The 19169-nt window shown below is 65.3% G+C and carries 14 protein-coding genes; 6 read left to right on the top strand and 8 right to left on the bottom strand.

All coding sequences use genetic code 11. The annotated features are described in order from the left end of the window. Positions 1-25: 25 nt before the first annotated feature. Positions 26-2326 carry a 5-methyltetrahydropteroyltriglutamate--homocysteine S-methyltransferase gene (metE, locus tag KUW00_RS20095; RefSeq protein ID WP_222569989.1) on the bottom strand — a complete coding sequence of 767 codons (2301 nt, stop codon included), beginning with the start codon at positions 2324-2326 and terminating at the stop codon, positions 26-28. Between the two features lie 104 nt (positions 2327-2430). Between metE and KUW00_RS20090 the strand changes: the two genes are divergently transcribed. Beyond that, positions 2431-3345 (top strand): LysR family transcriptional regulator, encoded by a 915-nt coding sequence (locus KUW00_RS20090; RefSeq protein ID WP_222569988.1) that lies wholly within the window; start codon positions 2431-2433, stop codon positions 3343-3345. A 90-nt stretch (positions 3346-3435) separates the two neighbouring features. On the opposite strand, the gene KUW00_RS20085 is transcribed toward KUW00_RS20090, so the two are convergent. After that, positions 3436-5040, bottom strand: coding sequence for an ATP-binding protein (locus KUW00_RS20085; RefSeq protein ID WP_222569987.1), 1605 nt, complete (start codon positions 5038-5040; stop codon positions 3436-3438). 4 nt (positions 5041-5044) lie between these two features. Continuing rightward, positions 5045-5758, bottom strand: a complete 714-nt coding sequence (locus KUW00_RS20080) for a winged helix-turn-helix domain-containing protein (protein ID WP_083970186.1) — start codon at positions 5756-5758, stop codon at positions 5045-5047. 379 nt (positions 5759-6137) lie between these two features. Between KUW00_RS20080 and KUW00_RS20075 the strand changes: the two genes are divergently transcribed. From KUW00_RS20075 to KUW00_RS20065, 3 genes are all read left to right on the top strand, one after another. Beyond that, entirely contained in the window at positions 6138-9026 is a 2889-nt protein-coding gene (locus tag KUW00_RS20075; RefSeq protein ID WP_222569986.1) for a ribonucleoside-diphosphate reductase subunit alpha, read from the top strand. A 132-nt stretch (positions 9027-9158) separates the two neighbouring features. Continuing rightward, a complete protein-coding gene (locus KUW00_RS20070; RefSeq protein ID WP_124803534.1) occupies positions 9159-10403 on the top strand; it encodes a ribonucleotide-diphosphate reductase subunit beta in 1245 nt (414 codons plus the stop codon). Positions 10404-10518: 115 nt separating this feature from the next. Next, the gene (locus KUW00_RS20065) at positions 10519-10827 is read left to right on the top strand and encodes a hypothetical protein (protein WP_045991229.1); all 309 of its coding nucleotides are present in this window, start codon (positions 10519-10521) and stop codon (positions 10825-10827) included. A gap of 96 nt (positions 10828-10923) precedes the next feature. Here KUW00_RS20065 and KUW00_RS20060 read toward each other — a convergent pair whose 3' ends face one another. From KUW00_RS20060 to KUW00_RS20040, 5 genes are all read right to left on the bottom strand, one after another. Further along, positions 10924-11160, bottom strand: coding sequence for a hypothetical protein (locus KUW00_RS20060; RefSeq protein ID WP_045991287.1), 237 nt, complete (start codon positions 11158-11160; stop codon positions 10924-10926). Between the two features lie 109 nt (positions 11161-11269). Beyond that, positions 11270-12220 (bottom strand): DMT family transporter, encoded by a 951-nt coding sequence (locus KUW00_RS20055; protein WP_222569985.1) that lies wholly within the window; start codon positions 12218-12220, stop codon positions 11270-11272. Positions 12221-12268: 48 nt separating this feature from the next. Next, on the bottom strand, positions 12269-13054 hold the full coding sequence (locus KUW00_RS20050) for a helix-turn-helix transcriptional regulator (RefSeq protein ID WP_222569984.1): 786 nt from the start codon (positions 13052-13054) through the stop codon (positions 12269-12271). Positions 13055-13367: 313 nt separating this feature from the next. Then, positions 13368-13622: a hypothetical protein gene (locus tag KUW00_RS20045; protein WP_045991231.1), complete on the bottom strand. Its 255-nt coding sequence runs from the start codon at positions 13620-13622 to the stop codon at positions 13368-13370. Between the two features lie 80 nt (positions 13623-13702). Next, positions 13703-16117: a PQQ-binding-like beta-propeller repeat protein gene (locus KUW00_RS20040; protein ID WP_222569983.1), complete on the bottom strand. Its 2415-nt coding sequence runs from the start codon at positions 16115-16117 to the stop codon at positions 13703-13705. Positions 16118-16387: 270 nt separating this feature from the next. Here KUW00_RS20040 and KUW00_RS20035 point away from each other — a divergent pair, with 270 nt between their 5' ends. Further along, entirely contained in the window at positions 16388-17005 is a 618-nt protein-coding gene (locus tag KUW00_RS20035) for a glutathione S-transferase family protein (RefSeq protein ID WP_108132258.1), read from the top strand. Positions 17006-17284: 279 nt separating this feature from the next. After that, positions 17285-19141 carry a monovalent cation:proton antiporter-2 (CPA2) family protein gene (locus KUW00_RS20030; protein ID WP_108449727.1) on the top strand — a complete coding sequence of 619 codons (1857 nt, stop codon included), beginning with the start codon at positions 17285-17287 and terminating at the stop codon, positions 19139-19141. The last annotated feature ends 28 nt before the right edge of the window (positions 19142-19169 follow it).

The raw sequence follows: 19169 nt of genomic DNA, 5'->3' as shown, positions 1-19169 counted from the left end.
CGGGCCCTCTAGTGCGGCTCGGTCGTCAGGCGTGGCGTCGACGCAGCTCCTTGGCCGCCTGGACCATATTGGCCAGCGCCGGCGTCACCTCATCCCACTGACGGGTCTTGAGGCCGCAGTCCGGGTTGACCCACAGCCGCTCCAGCGAGATGCGCTCGGCGGCCTTTTCCATCAGCGCCACCATCCAGTCCACCTCGGGCAGGTTCGGTGAATGGATGTCGTAGACCCCCGGTCCGATCTCGTTGGGATAGTCGAAGTCACGGAAGGCGTCGAGCAACTCCATGTCGGAGCGCGAGGTCTCGATGGTGATGACGTCGGCGTCCAGCTCGGCGATGGAAGCGATGATGTCGTTGAACTCGGAATAGCACATGTGGGTGTGGATCTGGGTCGCGTCCGCTACACCGCTGGCCGACAGGCGGAACGCCTCCACCGCCCAGTCCAGATACTCCTGCCACTCGGCCTTGCGCAGCGGCAGCCCTTCCCGCAGCGCCGGCTCGTCGATCTGGATGGCGCGAATGCCCGCCGCCTCCAGGTCACACACCTCGTCACGCAGTGCCAGGGCGATCTGGCGGCAGGTGGTCGCGCGAGGCTGGTCATCACGCACGAAGGCCCACTGCAGCATGGTCACCGGGCCGGTCAGCATGCCCTTCATCGGCGCCCCGGTCAGCGACTGGGCGTAGCGGCTCCACTCCACCGTCATCGGTGCTGGACGGCTCACGTCGCCGAACAGGATCGGTGGCTTGACGCAGCGTGACCCATAGCTCTGGACCCAGCCGAAGCGGGTGAAGGCGTAACCGTCGAGCTGCTCACCGAAGTACTCGACCATGTCGTTACGCTCGGCCTCGCCGTGGACCAGCATGTCCAGGCCCAGCTCTTCCTGCAGCCGCACCGCCTGGGCGATCTCCTCGCGCATCCTGGTGTGGTAGTCGTCAGCAGACAGGCGTCCTGCCTTGTGGTCACGACGGGCAGCGCGAATCTCGGCGGTCTGGGGGAAGGAGCCGATGGTGGTGGTCGGAAACAGCGGCAGTCCGAGGGCGCGACGCTGCTGCTCGGCGCGCTGCAGATAGGGGCTCGGGCGCTGGCTGTCGGCCTCGCCAAGCGCCGCCAGGCGTGCACCGACCTCGGGACGATGAATGCGTGGCGACTCACGCCGCGAGGCAATCGCCTGCACGCAAGCCGCCAGCAGCGCCTCGTCTTCGGGTCGCACCCGGCCAGCGAGCAGTCTTGCCAGGGTCACGGTCTCGTCGAGCTTCTGGCGAGCGAAGGCCAGCCAGCTTCTGAACTCGGCGTCGAGCTCGGTCTCGCGCTCCAGGTCCACCGGCACATGCAGCAGCGAGCAGCTGGGGGCGATCCACAGACGCTCGCCCAGACGGCTGGCGGCGTTGGTCCACTGATCGCGCAGGGCAGCCAGATCGGCGCGCCAGATGTTGCGTCCGTCGATGACGCCCAGCGACAGCACCTTGTGAGGCAGCAGACGGTCGACCACCGTCTCGACCTCCTGTGGGGCACGCACGGCGTCCAGGTGCAGCCCCGCCACCGGCAGATTGACCGCCAGGGTCAGGTTGTCGCCGAGGCCGCCGAAGTAGTTGGCCACCAGCAGCTTGACCCCCGACCCCTGCAGATGATGGTAGGCACGTTCGAAGGCTACCTTCCAGTCGCTGGGCAGGTCCTGGGCCAGGGCCGGCTCATCGAGCTGCACCCACTCCACACCCAGCTTGGCGAGTCGGGCGAACACCTCGGCGTAGACCGCCAGCACACCATCGAGCAGCGCCAGACGATCGAAGGACGACTCGCCCCGCTCCTTGCCGAGCCACAGCCAGGTCAGCGGCCCGACCAGTGCCACCTTGACCGCGTGCCCCTGCTGCTGCGCCTCGACGACCTCGTCGAACAGCCGCGTGCTGGCCAGGCGGAAGTCCTGCCCCTGGTGCAGTTCCGGTACCAGATAGTGATAGTTGGTATCGAAGTACTTGGTCATCTCGCAGGCGGCGGCGGGTTCTCCGCTGGGCGCGCGGCCCCGGGCCATGCGAAAGGCGGTGTCCAGATCGACTTCACCACGCTCGAGCTCGGCCTTGGCAGCAAAACGCGCCGGCACGGCACCCAGCAGTAGCGACACGTTGAGCACCTGGTCATAAAAGGCGAAGTCGCCCACCGTCACCAGGTCCAGTCCCGCCTCGCGCTGGTCCTGCCAGTGACGCTTGCGCAACTCGTGACCGGTGGCCTCCAGGCTGGCCCGATCGGCGTCGCCCTTCCAGTAGGCTTCGGTGGCGCGCTTGAGCTCGCGGTCGGCACCGATGCGGGGATACCCCAGAATATGAGAAAAAGTCATGGTGATTCACCTTGATCATGAATGATACGACGAAGTGTCGCTGGCATCCGAAGGGTGAATCAAACTAAACTTCTTAATCTTTACTATGAAAGAAGCTCACGATAATGCTCGAACTCCGTCATCTGCGCACTCTGATAGCGCTGCGCGACGCCGGCTCCCTGGTGGAGGCCGCCGAACGGGTCCACCTGACCCAGTCGGCGCTGTCCCACCAGCTCAAGGATCTGGAGGAGCGTCTGGGCGGGCCACTGTTCCTGCGCAAGACCCGGCCGGTGGAGTTCACCCGGGCCGGGCTGCGCCTCTTGAACCTGGCCGAACAGATCCTGCCCCAGGTGCGCATGGCCGAGCGTGACCTGGCGCGCCTGGCCGGCAACGAGCAGGGCCGCCTGCACATGGCGATCGAGTGTCATAGCTGCTTTCAGTGGCTGATGCCCACCGTGGATCACTTCCGCGACCATTGGCCGGAGGTCGAGATCGACATCCCCGGCGGCCACCACTTCGATCCGCTGCCGGCGCTGGCCCGCGAGCAGCTCGATCTGGTGATCACCGCCGACCCCCAACCCCTGCCCGGCGTTCACTACGAGCCGCTGTTTCGCTACGAAGGCCTGCTCGCCGTGGCGCGTCAGCATGCCCTGGCCGGGAGCTCCCACGTCTCGCCCCAGGATCTGGCCGACCTGACCCTGATCACCTACCCGGTGGAACGTTCGCGTCTGGATGTGTTCACCCAGTTCCTCGACCCGGCCGGCGTCACCCCCAGGGAGGTGCGCACCGCCGAACTGACGATCATGATGATGCAACTGGTGGCCAGCGGTCGCGGAGTCTGTGCGCTGCCCAACTGGGCACTGACCGAGTACCTGGAGCGGGACTACGTCAAGGCCGTCGCGCTGGGCGAGGATGGTGTCTGGAGCACGCTCTTCGCCGCCATCCGCGAAGACACCCGGGAAGCCCCCTGGATGGTCGACTTTCTGCGCACCGCGCGGGAGACGTCCTTTGCGGTGCTGGAAGGGATCAAGCCGGCCTGAGCAGGAAACATCGTCGAGGCGCTGAACGAATCAGGCCCGCCCGAAACAGGGGCCGTTCACCGGCATTCAGGTTGGCCCGCGGGCAGATTCTCAGACCCGGCGGGGGATGATCAGCGAGAAGCGCGCGCCCTTCAGGTCGGGGCTCTCGTCCACGCTGACGGTGCCGCCGTGCCAGGCCATCACCTTCTGCACGATGGACAGCCCCAGCCCGTAGCCGCCGGAGCGGCGGGTTCGGCTGTCGTCCAGGCGGGCGAAGGGCTTGAAGATATCCTGGCGCGCCTCCGGCGGGACCCCTTCCCCATCGTCCTCCACGTCGACCCGCACCTGGTTGGGTTCGTCGAGCAGGCTGACCTTGACCCGGGTGCGGGCGTGGCGGCAGGCGTTGGCCACCAGGTTCTGGGTGGCCCGCTGCAGATAGCGGGAATCGGCGTGGACCTCGATCTCAGGCCCCGCAGACAGACGCACGTCAAGATTGCCGTGCAGCGGCATCAGGGAGTCGATCACCCGCTCGCAGATGTCGCGCAGCTCCACCGGTTCCGGCGAAGCTTCGACACCGTGGATGGTTTCGCTGTCGAGGCGCGCATAGGTGAGGATTTCGTCGATCAGATCGTCGAGTTCATCGATGTCGCTGTCGACCCCCTGCAACTGGCGCCTGACCAGGGCATCCTCGGACATGTCCTCGACCATCTGCACCGCAAAGCGAATCCTCGCCACCGGCGTCCTGAGTTCGTGGGACACTGCCCGGATCATGTCCTGCTGGGCCCGCAACAGCGACTGGACCTGGGAGGCCATGCCGTTGAAGGCCATGCCGACACGCCCGAGAAAGTCGCCGCTCTCGACCTTGACCCGGGTATCGAGGCGACCGCTGGCAAGCCGGGTGGCGGCCATCTCGAGTCGCGCCATGCGCGCCTCGATACCCCGCACGATCAGGTAGATGACGATCGCCAGTGCGCCCATCAGCAGCACCAGCATCGACGCCAACAGCGCCGGCGGAAGCGCCTCGTGGCTGGCCATCGGCCCTACCGTCAGCCAGAAGGGGGCTTCGCCAGGCGGCGTCACCTGCATGAACAGCACCACCGACCAGTGCTCGGGCAGTAGCTGCATCATCACCTCGCCACCGGCCAGGCGGTTGCGCTGACGTGGCTCGAGGATATCCGGAGGGGACTGGCTGATCGATACCGGCAGGTCGCCGCGGGTCATGCTGTCGATGCTCGCCTGGCGCGCCCCCGCCGGCAGGCTGGCGAGCCATTCCCCGCTGAGCTGGGTCAGGCCCCGCAACTGGCGCTCCGACATGCCGGACAGCGACACCTGCAGGACCGCGCCCCCGGCGGGCATCAGCCGCCAGAAGCGCCACTCATGGGGACTGTCACGCCCGACCAGCACGCCGCCGCGCTGCAGTCGAAGACGGGTGAAGTAGCTCGGCGACAGCGACGACAGGGGCACGATCGACATCGACATGTCCAGCGCCTCGGACTTCTCGGCCATCCACTCACGCCGCTCGCCCCGCGGCATGCTGTCGATCATCGTCGCCAACAGGTGCATGGGCGCCTCGGCCAGCTGTTCGCGATAGTGCTCGATGCGCACCTTGTCGATCAGCGTCATGCCCACCATCGCCACGCCGAGCGCCAGCACCAGGGTCGCCGCCAGCATGACGTAGACCCGCAGGAAGGTACTGTCGGCCAGGGCGCGACGCATGGGTTCAGCTGTCCTTCACGAACAGATAGCCCTTGCTCCTGACCGTCTTGATGCGGTGCGGATGATGGGGGTCATCGCCTATCTTGGGCCGAATCCGCGACACCCGCACGTCGATGGAGCGGTCCTGGCCGTCGTAGCGGATGCCACGCAACTGGGAAAAGATTTCTTCGCGGGTCAGCACCCGACCGGCATGGCTGGCCAGCAGCCACAAAAGGTCGAACTCGGCGCTGGTCAGATCGATACGCTCGCCCTTGAGCCAGGCCTCGCGGGTGGCGTTGTCGATTTCCAGGTCCTGGAACGTCAAGCGGCTTTCGCCACTGACCTCGGCTCCGTCGAGACGACGCAGCAGGGCACGCATGCGTGCCAGCAGTACCCTCGGCTGCACCGGCTTCGGCACATAATCGTCGGCGCCCATCTCGAGCCCCAGGACCTGATCCATGTCGTCGGTCCGCGCGGTCAGCATCAGGATCGGACCACCGTAGTCGCTGCGAACACGACGACAGATCGACAGGCCATCCTCGCCCGGCAGCATCAGATCCAGAATCACCAGATCCGGCTGCAGCGACAGAATACGATCGACGCCGCGACCGCCGTCATCCTCCAGGCTCACTCGGAAGCCGTTGGCTTCGAGGTAGTCCCGCGTCAGACCAGCGAGACGCTCATCATCTTCGATGATAAGTACGTGATCCTGTTCTCGTTGCTCTGAACGTTCTTCCATAGGGGGTCTCATTCCTTTTGGCGAATGCCGGGCATTATCCAACCTGGCCGAATGACTGGTGCTGAGCAATGTCACACGCGATAACACAAGGATACCCGAATTTTGCGCTGTCGCCTGCCCTCGCCCTGATGCGCATCAAGGCCGCCACCACGGCGCCCACGCCGGTTGTGCCCAGTTGCCCCCTTGATGACCACACCTCATCCACAGACTTATCCACTTGATGACGGGCAAGAAGCACACTATCTTGTGTCCGAATATCCAGAGAGACACCACATCATGTGTCTCTAGCAATATCACAGAAGCCTGTCAACTGCCTCTTTCTCGCAGTTGGTCACGCCTGTTTTCACGACTTTTCTACCTCATAGGGAGCCTCGGCGCCATGGATACCCTCGCTAGCCCGGACCGACCGTCCGTCTCCGTCACCGCCCCCGACACGCTGCGCGTGATCAAGCGCACCGGGGACGTGGTGCCCTTCGACGCCGGCAAGATCGCCGTGGCCATCAGCAAGGCATTCATCGCCGTCGAGGGGGACAATGCCGCCACCTCTAGCCGGGTCCGTGACTTCGTCAAGGAATCCGCCGAGGCCATCGAGCAGACCTTTGCCCGTCGCCTGGCCGACGGTGGCACCGTGCACATCGAGGATATTCAGGACCAGGTAGAGCTGGCGCTGATGCGCAGCGGCGAGCAGAAGGTCGCACGCGCCTACGTGCTTTACCGCGAGGAACACGCCCGCGCCCGCGAGGAAAGCGGCATCGAGAAGCCGCACCCGACCCTCAACGTCACCGCCGCCGACGGCAGCCGTCGTCCGCTGGACCTGGGGCGTATCGAGACCCTGGTGTTCGACGCCTGCGAAGGCCTCGAGAACGTCGACCCCAACAAGATCGTCCAGGACTCGCTGAAGAACCTGTACGACGGTGTGACCATCGATGGCGTGTCCCAGGCGCTGATGATGACCGCTCGCACCCTGGTCGAGAAGGACCCGAACTACACCTACGTCACCGCTCGTCTGCTGCAGGACAACCTGCGCCGCGAGGCGCTGTCATTCCTCGACGTGGCCGAGGACGCCACCTACGGCGACATGGCCGAGCTCTACAAGCCGGCCTTCGTGCGCTACGTCGAGCGCGGCATCGAGTTCGAACAGCTCGACCCCGAGCTTGCCAACTTCGACCTGGAACGTCTGGGCGAGGCGCTCGACCACAGCCGCGACAACCAGTTCACCTACCTGGGCCTGCAGACCCTGTACGACCGCTACTTCATCCACCGCGATGACGTGCGCTACGAGCTGCCCCAGGTGATGTTCATGCGCGTGGCCATGGGCCTTGCGCTGAACGAGGACGACCGCGAGACGCGGGCCATCGAGTTCTACGAGCTGCTCTCCAGCTTCGACTACATGGCCTCCACCCCGACCCTGTTCAACGCGGGCACCGTGCGCAGCCAGCTCTCCAGCTGCTACCTGACCACCGTGCCGGATGACCTCGAGAGCATCTACGGCGCGATCCGCGACAACGCCATGCTGTCCAAGTGGGCCGGCGGCCTCGGCAATGACTGGACCCCGGTGCGTGCGCTCGGCTCCTACATCAAGGGCACCAACGGCAAGTCCCAGGGTGTGGTCCCCTTCCTCAAGGTGGTCAACGACACCGCCGTCGCGGTCAATCAGGGCGGCAAGCGCAAGGGCGCCGTCTGCGCCTACCTCGAGACCTGGCACCTGGATGTCGAGGAATTCCTCGAGCTGCGCAAGAACACCGGCGATGACCGTCGTCGTACCCATGACATGAACACCGCCAACTGGGTGCCGGACCTGTTCATGAAGCGGGTGTTCAATGACGAGGAGTGGACTCTGTTCTCGCCGTCCACCTGCCCGGATCTGCATGACCTGTACGGCGTGGCCTTCGAGAAGCGCTATGCCGAGTACGAGGAGATGACCCGCAACGGTCAGCTCAAGCTGTTCAAGCGGGTCAAGGCCAAGGACCTATGGCGCAAGATGCTGTCGATGCTGTTCGAGACCGGCCATCCCTGGATCACCTTCAAGGATGCCTGCAACATTCGCAGCCCCCAGAGCCACGCCGGCGTGGTCCACAGCTCCAACCTGTGCACCGAGATCACCCTCAACACCTCGCCCGACGAGATCGCGGTGTGCAACCTGGGCTCGATCAACCTGGCGCAGCACGTGGTCGACGGCGAGCTCGACAACGACAAGCTCAAGAAGACCGTGCGCACCGCGGTGCGGATGCTCGACAACGTCATCGACATCAACTATTACGCGGTGCCCCAGGCGCGCAACTCCAACTTCAAGCACCGCCCGGTGGGCCTTGGCCTGATGGGCTTCCAGGACGCGCTGTACGCCCAGGGCATCGCCTACGCCAGCGGCGAGGCGGTGGCCTTCGCCGACCGCTCCATGGAGCTGATCAGCTACCACGCCATCGAGGCCTCCAGCGACCTGGCCGCCGAGCGCGGACGCTACGAGAGCTTCGAGGGCTCGCTGTGGAGCCAGGGCGTGCTGCCGATCGACTCCGTCGACAAGCTCAAGGCCGAGCGTGGCGAGCAGTACATCGAGGTCGACACCAGCCAGACCCAGGACTGGGATCGCATCCGTGACAAGGTGCGCAGCCAGGGCATGCGCAACTCCAACGTGATGGCCATCGCCCCCACCGCGACCATCTCGAACATCTGCGGCGTGACCCAGTCGATCGAGCCGACCTATCAGAACCTGTTCGTGAAATCGAACCTGTCCGGCGAGTTCACCGTGGTCAACTCCTGGATGGTCAACGACCTCAAGGAACGCGGCCTGTGGGACGAGGTCATGATCAACGACCTCAAGTACTACGACGGCAGCGTCCAGCCCATCGACCGCATCCCGGACGACCTCAAGGCCAAGTACGCCACCGCCTTCGAGGTCGAGCCCAAGTGGCTGGTCGAAGCCGCCGCACGGCGCCAGAAGTGGATCGACCAGGCCCAGTCGCTGAACCTCTACATCCAGGGCGTGTCCGGCAAGAAGCTCGACGTGACCTACCGCATGGCGTGGTTCCGTGGCCTCAAGACCACCTACTACCTGCGCGCCCTCGGCGCCACCTCGGTGGAGAAGTCCACGGTGGACCGCGGCAAGCTCAACGCCGTCTCCAACGGTACCGCACCCCAGGCGTCTGCACCGGCGCCGGCACCCGCCGCCGAGGAGCCCCGCGGCATCGACGACTTCCTCAAGGGCAAGGGTGGCCAGCGTCCGCCGTCCGCCGGGGAAATCGACGAGCTGGGCTGCGAGGCCTGCCAGTAACACCGGCGACAACGCCATGACGGACGTGCGGGCCAGGCCCGCACACCTCGCCCCGGCACCGCCGGGGCCACCAGACAACCCCACGCCGACGCCAGGCGCGTCGGCCGATCAGATGATCGGGAGACCGCAACAATGCTGAACTGGGACGAGTTCCACGAGGACGACACCGCCACCGCAGAAGTACCTGAGCCGAAGAAGGCACCCGAGCCGACCCCGGCCCCGGCTGCCGAGGCAACGGATGAGGTGCGCGAAAGCGCCGGCAACTACCAGGCTGCCGACCAGGACCGCATGGCCCGGGCACGCAAGTCGCTGGAAGAACTCGACGTGGCCGCCGGCCTCGAGGAACTCGAGATGGGCGCCGCCCGGATCGAGGTCGACGACAAGAAGATGATCAACGCCCGTGCGGACCTGAACCAGCTGGTGCCGTTCAAGTACGAGTGGGCCTGGCAGAAGTACCTGGACGGCAGTGCCAACCACTGGATGCCCCAGGAAGTGAACATGAACGCGGACATCGCGCTGTGGAAGAGCAACGACGGCCTGACCGCCGACGAGCGCCGCATCGTCGAACGTTCACTGGGCTACTTCTCCACCGCCGACTCGCTGGTCGCCAACAACCTGGTACTGGCGCTGTATCGCCTGATCACCAACCCGGAGTGCCGCCAGTACCTGCTGCGCCAGGCCTTCGAGGAAGCGATCCACACCCACGCCTACCAGTACTGCGTGGAGTCGCTGGGCATGGATGAGGGCGAAGTCTTCAACATGTACCGAGAGGTCCCGTCGGTCGCCGCCAAGTCCGCCTGGAGCCTCAAGCACACCCAGTCGCTGGCGCGTCCTGACTTCCAGACCGGCACCGTCGAGACCGACCAGGAGCTGCTGCGTAACCTGATCGCCTTCTACTGTGTCACCGAAGGCATCTTCTTCTACTGCGGTTTCAGCCAGATCCTGTCCATGGGCCGGCGCAACAAGATGACCGGCGTGGCCGAGCAGTTCCAGTACATCCTGCGCGACGAGTCGATGCACCTGAACTTCGGTGTCGACATGATCAACCAGATCAAGATCGAGAACCCGAACCTGTGGACCCCGGAGTTCCAGGACGAGGTCACCCAGATGATCCTCGAGGGCACCGAGCTCGAGATCAGCTACGCCCGCGACACCATGCCCCGCGGCGTGCTGGGCATGAACGCGGCGATCATGGAGGAGTACCTGCACTTCATCTGCAACCGTCGCCTGGCCCAGATCGGCCTGAAGGAGCAGTTCCCGGGTGCCCAGAACCCCTTCCCGTGGATGAGCGAAATCATCGATCTGCGCAAGGAGAAGAACTTCTTCGAGACCCGCGTCACCGAGTATCAGGTCGGCGGCGCGCTGAGCTGGGATTGATCGAGACGACGCCCGGGCCTGACGGCTCGGGCGTCTTTCCTTCACTCCACCGACAACCCCACCAGGGAATGGCGACACCACCAATGTTCTGACGTGATTTCAGGAGGGCAACAGCATGGCTGTTTCCAATGGAAGACCCCAGCAGCATGACACCCGCGCCTGGCAGTCCGCCCTGGACCGGGCTCTGGCCGCCCACGGCGGCGAACGCGCCCTGGCCCGCTACGACCACCTGGCCCACGCCTTTCCTTCCCCCGAGTACGATCCCCGCGACGAGCACCACCCGCACCTCAACCTGGACGCCTTGAAGCGCTGGGCGCTCTATCGCGGCTGGCGGGCGCAGCCCGATACCGACCGCATGAGCACGGCCAGTACCCCGCCGATCTGCTTTACCCGCTTGTCGCGCCATCGCGTCAGAAGTCATTGACGACGGCCTCTCTGGCATAAAAATGCGCAAGGCCCGTCACCGGGTCTTGCGTGTATCGAGCGCTCTGCCGGCGTCGTCGGCGTCTTCAGGCAAGCCCTAGCGGCTGACCAGCAACCTCGCCTTGGGCTCCACCCTGATCACATCCTGCAGCGCACTGCGCATGGCCTCGCCGGAGCAGGCCGCCGCGCGGCAGAACTGCAGCGCGATTTCATCATCGTGGGCCCTGCCGACCAGGGCGTCGCGGCAGCCGTCGTCACACAGCCGCTCGGCGAGATCCTCGGGGTTCACCCCTCGGGGCAGTCGAAAACGTAGTTCGAAATCGTGTTCTTTCATGACTGGCGTCCTCCTTGAAGACCGACGTTATTGTCGAACGCCGAGGCCAGTTTGAAAGACGCGCTTGAGGCTCCCTATTGTCCCAAGGATACAGTCGCCCGGCTGGGTATCAGTCCGACGCCCGGGACGACCTTCTACGCCCAATCCAGCCGCTGCCGATCAGCATCCCAAGGGTGATTAGCACCGCCGCCCCGGCAAGCCACAGGGTAGGCGCGGCGAAGCCGGTCACCACCAGCACCAGGGTCGACAGCAGCGGCGTGAAGTAGGCCAGCAGACCCAGCAGCCGCAGGTCCCCCTGCTTGACCCCGATATCCCAGGTAAAAAAGGCGCTGCCCACCGGTCCCAGGCCGAGAGCGATGACACCGAACCAGTCGCTGCCCTGGGGCCAGCGGCCGGGTTCGAAGGCCAGATGACACGCTGCCGCCAGTATCGCGGTGACCAGACAGAAGCCCCCCACCGCGGCGGTGGGTACCGTGCGGGTGGCCCGGGACAGCACCGAATAGCCACTCCAGACGAAGGCACAGGCGAAGGCGGCGGCGTAGCCCAGGAGGCTACCGCCGGCGTCGACGTCTCCGCCGATCAACAGCACCGCCCCGCCGAAACCGAGCAGGCTACCGACCACGTGAAACCCGCGCAGGCGCTCACCGGGTAGCAGAGCGACAAACAGCACGATCAACAGCGGCCAGAGATAGCTGATCAGGCCGGCGTTGGCCGGCGGCGCGTTCTGCTGGGCGATAAAATAGAGGGCGTGGTAGCCGAACAGCCCGCCGACGCCCAGCGCCCAGACCAGTGGCGGCTGGCGCATCGGCGCCAGCACCGCCTCGCCGCGAAGGCACTGATAGACCACAAAGCACACAAAGGCTACGCCGAACGCCAGGGCGGTGAGCAGAAACGGTGGCACGGGCCCCGACAACTGGGTAAAGAGGGCCAGCATGGCCCAATTGAGCACCGTGGTGGCACCGATCCAGGTGGCGCGCCTACGCGAGATGTCGACCGCGTCGGAGGATGCCCCCGCCTGGGCAGAGGAAGAAGATGAAGAAGAGGAAGAGGAAGAGCGCATAAAGACCTCCAGAGCACCGAGGTCTCGAGTGTGGGCCAGCCGCCCACACTAGGTCTTGTACGATTCTGACCTGTTGTGCGTGGCGGTTGCGGCTTGACGCCGCCAGGCGCCGGGAGAAACGTCATGGGCCTCGCGGAAGACGCGGGAAAAGTGGGCGGCGTCGTGGAACCCGCAGACCAGCGCGACCTCGCTGAGGGCCATGGCCGAGCCGGAACGAGTCCGGGCGACCAGCAACTGTCGCGCCAGGGCCAGCCGCTCACGACGCAGCCAGACCGCCGGCGGCACTCCGAGCAGCTCACGAAACTGACGGGCGAAGACCGCCTCGGACAGGTGGCACAGCGCCGCCATCTCCTTGACGCGCCAGGGGTGGGCCAGCTCGCCGCGTAGCCTTGGCAGCAGCTGGAGCAGACGCAGACGCGGCGCAGGGAGCGGCCTGCCGCGCCCTTCGTCCAGCGCGTGCTGCAGGCGGGAAAGCCATCGGGCCAGCGCCTCGACGCCGGCGCCCGGGGCGGGCGCGGCCTCGACCAGGCTCGCCGGCGCGCGATAGCCCCTCGCTCGCTCGTTCTCGAAGATCCCCTCCACCCCCAGGGCCTGGCACCAGGCCACCGGCAGGTCGAGCACCAGAATGTCGTTGGCCCCCGGCGCGAGATAGTGGTGGGTCTCGCCGCTGGGGACCGGGGCCAGTACGCCCGGCCCTACGCGCAGACCACGTCCGCCAACGTCCAGTTCCACCATGCCGCCGCGACCCAGCAACAGCTGCTGAAAGTCGTGGCGGTCACTCAACACTCGGTCTGGATAGTGTCGATGTTCGATCAGGGGGGCGTGGGCGCTCATCGGTCTAGCCCCGCACTCGCTGCGCAGGCAATGGTCGCTTCCCTTGATGCAGGTCAAATGTGATTTGATGACAAAAGATATATGCTCTCATTTACAACCTCATCAGGCTCTGGTAGTGATGAGGACTATCGGAGGTCCTCTCCATGGAACATGCAGGAGGTCCGTCATGGCGACATCCAAGAGTGTCATCAAGCGAGTCTACGTTCCCACCCACGTCAAGACGCTGCCCAATGGCGAGCGCGTCAAGATCCCCGGCCACTATAAACAAAAGGCGCCCGGCGACTGAACAGAGCGCCAGCCTCAGTTGCACCAGTCAGATCGAGGACGGCTCCCTGCACACCCGCCACCAGCCAAGCCCCACGGGTACCCCGTAAAGCAGCGCATGGACCAGCAACTCTTCGCCCAGGGCGTAGCCGTGCGACAGCCCGACGCTCAGGTTCCAGGCGCATATCGCCAGCCAGGCGAGGCTGAATATCCACATGGCGGTGTGCTGTCGCGGCTTGGGACAGCGCCACAGCAACACCAGGACCACGACCACCCCGACGACGACAATCAACATGGTTCTCATGGGTGCCCCCTGCGTAACCTGCAATGTTGTTTTTCAGCATAGCCATGGCCGGGCGCGGCGGGACCGACGCCCGCCCTCGCTCACTTCGTGCCACCCCCTTGGGGCAAAGCCTCGGGCGCTGCGTACACCACCAGTTCGGCGGCCTGGTCTGAAGACGCTGCATCTCGCGGCAGGACAAGCGCCACCACGTTCGCCTCACTCCTGCCCTGGTAAGTGAGTTGGCTTGTACCCCGCGCCCCCTCGACCATTCGCTGGCGCCACAATGCCCGACCATCATCCAGAGCGAAGGCGTGGAGCGCGACTGACCTTGTCTGGTCCGCGACGACCACCGCTGCGTCGCCGGAACTACCCGCGAGCATCATCGGCGTGGACAGGTTCGCCGTTCCGACAGGCAAAGAAAGCTCGAACGGCAAGCGCAACGCCTGGGGCAGTTCGATGTCGAGGTCACCGACGGTGCGACGCCAGACGATCGCCGAGCTATCACTACCATCACTACCATCACTGCCGTGCAGAGCGTAAAGCGCGGACAGCTCGACCTTGACCAGCTCCCCCCAGGGAGGCGTACGGCAGGATAGCCAGGGATGACGAGGGTCAGCACCACGGGAGCCGACGCTGGCGTAGAGCGCTTGCCCATCCGGGCCGAGGCTCAGCGCCACACGGGGTGACGCCAAGGGTAGCGTCGGTCGGATCAGCCACTCCAGCGACGCCGGCAAGGTGACTGGCCCAGCGCTGTCCCTGGCCCGCAGGCGAATACGGCAAAGCAGTTGATCCACCGGCGAAAGTCCCCACATGTCGCGTTCGCGTAGTGCCTTCGGGTCAGAGGGCGGGGTTCGCCAGGTCTCTGCCGACAGCGGCGGTGGTGGCCTCAGGTCGAGCGACGCCAGGGTCTCCCCGCTGGGCATGTCCAGCATCAACAGCCGGCCCTCGCTCGTCGCCACCACCGCGACCTGGGGTCTATCGTCCAGGCTGACCATGACAACGTCCTTTGCTGCCGTCGACGCTGTGATCGCCGCATCGACAGGCATCGCCCCCACGCCCGGCGTGGGGGCAAGATCCAGCGCTCGCGTCCATAGCGGTTCGCCGGTGGTCACCTCCAGCGCCGTCACCCGGCCTCCCGAACCCTGCTCACTCTCATCTCGGACGTTGTCCGGGCGGCGCTCGGCCCCAGAGGCAACAGGAGCAACAGGGGCAGCCACCATCAGCAGGCCCTGGGTCTCATCGACGGCGACGATGCGAAGGTTGTCGGCGCCTGGCGTCTCGGGCCGCCAGCGCCAGATGCGATCGCCGGTGGCGATGTCCAGCGCCACCACCTCGGGGCCGAACCCCGTCAGCAGTACCAGTCGCGAGGTGACCTGGATGCCGGCGGCTCCCTTCAGCATCTCGGCGGATGTGTCGGCACTCATGTCAGCCACGTCAGCCACTTCGGCCAGGTCGACCTGGCCGTCGGTGCCGAAACTCTCGCAGTGTCTGCCGGTGTCGGCATCCAGCGCCAGCAAGCGCCGATCTCGGGTGACAACGAACAGCCGCTGCGGACAGACCAGATCGCTTTCTGCGACCCCCTCTTCTCCGGCACCTTCATGGGTCGTCGACATTTCCAGGGGATCCGGCTCGCCCTCCCCGGGGGTCGGCGCAAAGACGCCCTCGACCATATCCTGCGTTCGCTCAGCGGCATCGTGATAGGCAAGCGTGCGACAGGGCCCCAGCGGCTCGACATTGTCCACGTTGCCCTTTCCGTCGCTGTTCGGGTGTGACCAAAGACGCTCGCCGGTAGCGACCATGCGAGCTTCGATGCCGCTCGAGGTGCAGACAATCAATCGGTCGTCGATGATGACCAGAGGGAAGGCGGTGGCCAAGTGGCTCTCTGTCTCTGTCTCTGTCTCTGCCTCTGCCTCCGCCCTCTCCTGCTCCAGATCGAGGCGCCATAGCGCATCAAGGCCAGTGGCGGACTCACCCTGGGGGTTTGCCGCGCCCTCGGGCGCAGAGGAGACAGAACTCTCGGGACGCGAAGACAAGGACGGTTCCACAGCAGGGAGAAAGGCCAGTAACAGCAGCAAGGACAAGCAAGAGAACGTCATCAATCCCAGCGCCTGCCTGCAGCAGGCGTAGGCACCGCGGGAGAACCAGGGCAACAGCAGCACCAGCCCCAGCAATGCCGGCAGGCCCAGACGCGGCAGCAGGCGCCAAGCGTCCAGCCCCACTTCCCACAGGGCCCAGCCAAGGGTTGCTCCAAGCAGTAAAGCGTAAAGCCCCGGGGCGAGGCGCCATCGTGCCATCAGGCCGCATCCCGTCAGCGCCAGCCCCCCCGCTGCCAGCACGTAGTACGCCGAGCCCCCCAGCGCCAGCAGGTAGCCCCCGGCGGCCAGTGCAACCAACGCTGTCGCCAGCACCAACAGGCCAAGCAGTCGTGCTGGCCACCTTGCGGCACGCCTGTCATCCATCGCCTTACCTCCGGCATCCTTGACTTCGAGTCGGGCCAGCTCGACGCTCTTGCCCATCCTGCCGCTCTTGCCCTTTTGGCCGCTCTCGACACTATTGCCGCTCTTGCCGCGCTAGCCCTTGTCGCTACTGGGGCGCAGCTCCATGCTACAAGAGTTAGACTACCCTTCGGTACGGGGCGGCCCTGACCGCCTGGAACAGGATAGAAGCTGCCAGATGCCACTGCGACTCCCGCAGCGTCGCTCAGTGCCGAATCGCGCTGTCGACCTTCCCGCCTCCCGCAATAGTGACACCATAGACTCATCATCCATGCATCAGGGGACACCTCCATGAATCTCTACGGCGATACACGCTCGGGAAACTGCTACAAGATCAAGCTGCTGGCATCGCTGCTGGACATTCGCATGGTGTGGATAGGCATCGACATCCTGGCCGGGGACACCCGCGAAGAAGACTTCCTGGGCCGCAACCCCAACGGCAAGATCCCCCTGCTCGAGCTGGATGATGGACGCTTTCTGGCGGAATCCAACGCTATCCTCCACTACCTGGCCAGCGGCAGTGAGTGGCTGCCCGAGGATCGTTACCGCCATGCCAAGGTGCTGCAGTGGCAATACTTCGAACAGTACAGTCATGAGCCCTACATCGCAGTGGCGCGCTTCATCTCGCTCTACCTCGGATTGCCGGAGGACCGGCGGGCCGAATTCGATGCCAAGCAGCAAGGCGGCTACAAGGCGCTCGGCGTCATGGAGCGTCAGCTGGAGGCTACGCCCTTTCTGGTGGGCGAGCACCCCACCATCGCCGACATCTCGCTCTACGCCTACACCCATGTGGCCCACGAAGGCGGCTTCGATCTCGGCGCCTTTCCCGGCATTCGTGCCTGGATCCAGCGTATCCAGGCACTGCCAGGCTATGTCGCCCTCGGTGAGGACAGCCTCTCGTCCGAATGAACAAAAACCCCCGCTGCGGCCCACGGCGCTAAAGGTGGCGTGACGCCGGGGGCTGTCCAGCACCGCGAACCAGCCCCGGCACCAGCACTCCGCAGCAAAGCTCCGCCTCAGAGCCCTACATCAGAACCCTGCACCAGACCCTGCATCAACGCCCTGTAACAGAGCCCTCCTGCAACAGAGCCCCGCCCCAGCGCCCACGCTGCTATCGGCATAACATGCATGCCGGTGACATCAGGTATGCTATGGGGCCCACCCACGAGCCGCCCTGGAGACCCGACCTTGGCCACCGCGCTGCTTCTCAACGTCTTGATCTTTCTCACTGCGGCGGTGCTGGTGGTCCCGATCATCAAACGCCTTGGCCTGGGGGAAGTGCTCGGCTACCTGATCGCCGGCGTGCTGATCGGTCCCTCGGCCCTCGGCCTGGTACCGGACGCGGAAGGGGTACTGCAGTTTTCGCAGGTCGGTATCGTCTTTCTGCTGTTCGTCATCGGCCTGGAGCTGAAACCGGCACGGCTCAAGCTGATGCGCAAGGCGGTGTTCGGCTTTGGCAGCCTGCAGGTGGCCATCACTACCCTGGTGCTGGGCCTGACCGCCCTGGCACTGGGCCTTCCGCCGGTGGCGGCGGCGGTGGTGGGCTTCAGTCTGGGGCTTTGCTCTACGCCGCTGGTACTGCACCTGCTGGGCGAGCGCCAGGAACTCAACAGCCGCCACGGACGCCATGCCTTTGCGCTGCTGCTGTTCCAGGACATGGCGGCCATTCCGGTACTGGCGGTGATTCCGATCCTGGCCGCCGACTCGCTGGTCAGCGGCGGCATGACTGCGGTGCTCAAGGAAGTCGCCATCGCCGTCGTCGCCTTCACCGGTCTGATCTTTGGCGGGCGCAAGCTGCTGCCGCCGCTGTTCCGCCTGGCCGCGGCCACCGACAGCCGCGAAGTGTTCGCCGGCATGTCGTTGCTGGTACTGATCGGTGCCGCCCTGCTGATGGAGCTTGCCGGACTGTCCATGGCACTTGGCGCCTTTATCGCCGGTATCCTGCTGGCCGATTCCGAGTATCGCCACAGCATCGAGGCCGACATCGAACCGTTTCGCGGTCTGCTGCTAGGGCTATTCTTCATGGCGGTGGGCATGACCGCCAAGGTCGGCCTGCTGGCACAGTCCCCTGGGCTGGTGCTGGGGCTGACCGCACTGCTGCTGCTGGCCAAGGGCGCCAGCCTGATGATCGCCGCTCGGGTCTACCGCTGCGGCTGGCGCGAGACCACCACCCTCGGCGTGCTGTTGTCACAGGGCGGAGAATTCGCCTTCGTGCTGTTGACCGCCGCGGGTTCCGCCGCCTTGCTGGCGCAGGACCTCGTGCACGTTCTGGTGCTGGTAGTGTCGCTGTCCATGGCCGCCACCCCGATCCTGTTTCTGGGCCACGAACGGCTGGTTCGGCCATTGTTCAAGAAGCCTCGGCCCAAGCGTGACTTCGATGCCATGGACGATGATTCGCCACGCATCATTCTGGTCGGCTTCGGTCGCTTCGGTCAGATCATGGGGCGGGCGCTTCAAGGGCTCGAGATCCCCTACACCGTCCTCGACATCAATGCCGACCACGTCGACTTCGTGCGTCGCTACGGCAACAAGGTGTACTACGGCGACGCTACCCGACTGGACCTGCTGGATGCCGCCGGCGCGCGTCATGCCCAGGTACTGGTGGTCGCGGTCGGCGATCCGGATATCTCGATGCGTATCATCCATCGCGCCAGCAAGCGCTTTCCCCACCTCAAGATCTATGCACGTGCCCGAGATCGTCACCATGCCCAGTTGCTGATGCGTGCCAAGGTTGGCTTTATCCTTCGTGAGCTGCTGCCGGCGAGCCTGGAAATGACCCGTGAGGTGCTGATCGGGCTCGGTGTGCCCCGCGACCAGGCCCAGCACACCATCGACACCTTCCGCCCTCACGACGAGGAGACCCTGCGGCGTCAGCTCGAGGTCTTCGGCAACGAGAAGAAGCAGATGCAGACCGTGCGGCAGGCGGCCAAGGAGCTCGAGACCCTGTTCGAGGCCGACGAGGACATCCTGACCCGGGTCGAGGAAATCCCCCGGCGCCAAGCCTCGGATGGCGACGACACCAAGCGCTCGGCCAACGAGTCCTGACCTCCGGCGCTTGTGTCAGAACCTCCAG

This window comes from Halomonas sp. DP5N14-9 (assembly GCF_019802175.1).
GTDB classification, from domain to species: domain Bacteria; phylum Pseudomonadota; class Gammaproteobacteria; order Pseudomonadales; family Halomonadaceae; genus Halomonas; species Halomonas litopenaei.
Note: the sequence above shows the minus strand (reverse complement) of the source record. Positions and strands in the feature narration are given on the sequence as shown.

Coding starts and splice junctions, on each gene's coding strand:
- KUW00_RS20090 (WP_222569988.1), top strand. CDS start 2,431: ATGCTCGAACTCCGTCATCTGCGCACTCTGATAGCGCTGCGCGACGCC.
- KUW00_RS20045 (WP_045991231.1), bottom strand. CDS start 13,622: ATGAGAACCATGTTGATTGTCGTCGTCGGGGTGGTCGTGGTCCTGGTG.
- KUW00_RS20075 (WP_222569986.1), top strand. CDS start 6,138: ATGGATACCCTCGCTAGCCCGGACCGACCGTCCGTCTCCGTCACCGCC.
- KUW00_RS20055 (WP_222569985.1), bottom strand. CDS start 12,220: ATGCGCTCTTCCTCTTCCTCTTCTTCATCTTCTTCCTCTGCCCAGGCG.
- KUW00_RS20070 (WP_124803534.1), top strand. CDS start 9,159: ATGCTGAACTGGGACGAGTTCCACGAGGACGACACCGCCACCGCAGAA.
- KUW00_RS20085 (WP_222569987.1), bottom strand. CDS start 5,040: ATGCGTCGCGCCCTGGCCGACAGTACCTTCCTGCGGGTCTACGTCATG.
- KUW00_RS20050 (WP_222569984.1), bottom strand. CDS start 13,054: ATGAGCGCCCACGCCCCCCTGATCGAACATCGACACTATCCAGACCGA.
- KUW00_RS20040 (WP_222569983.1), bottom strand. CDS start 16,117: ATGGGCAAGAGCGTCGAGCTGGCCCGACTCGAAGTCAAGGATGCCGGA.
- KUW00_RS20080 (WP_083970186.1), bottom strand. CDS start 5,758: ATGGAAGAACGTTCAGAGCAACGAGAACAGGATCACGTACTTATCATC.
- KUW00_RS20065 (WP_045991229.1), top strand. CDS start 10,519: ATGGCTGTTTCCAATGGAAGACCCCAGCAGCATGACACCCGCGCCTGG.
- metE (WP_222569989.1), bottom strand. CDS start 2,326: ATGACTTTTTCTCATATTCTGGGGTATCCCCGCATCGGTGCCGACCGC.
- KUW00_RS20060 (WP_045991287.1), bottom strand. CDS start 11,160: ATGAAAGAACACGATTTCGAACTACGTTTTCGACTGCCCCGAGGGGTG.
- KUW00_RS20035 (WP_108132258.1), top strand. CDS start 16,388: ATGAATCTCTACGGCGATACACGCTCGGGAAACTGCTACAAGATCAAG.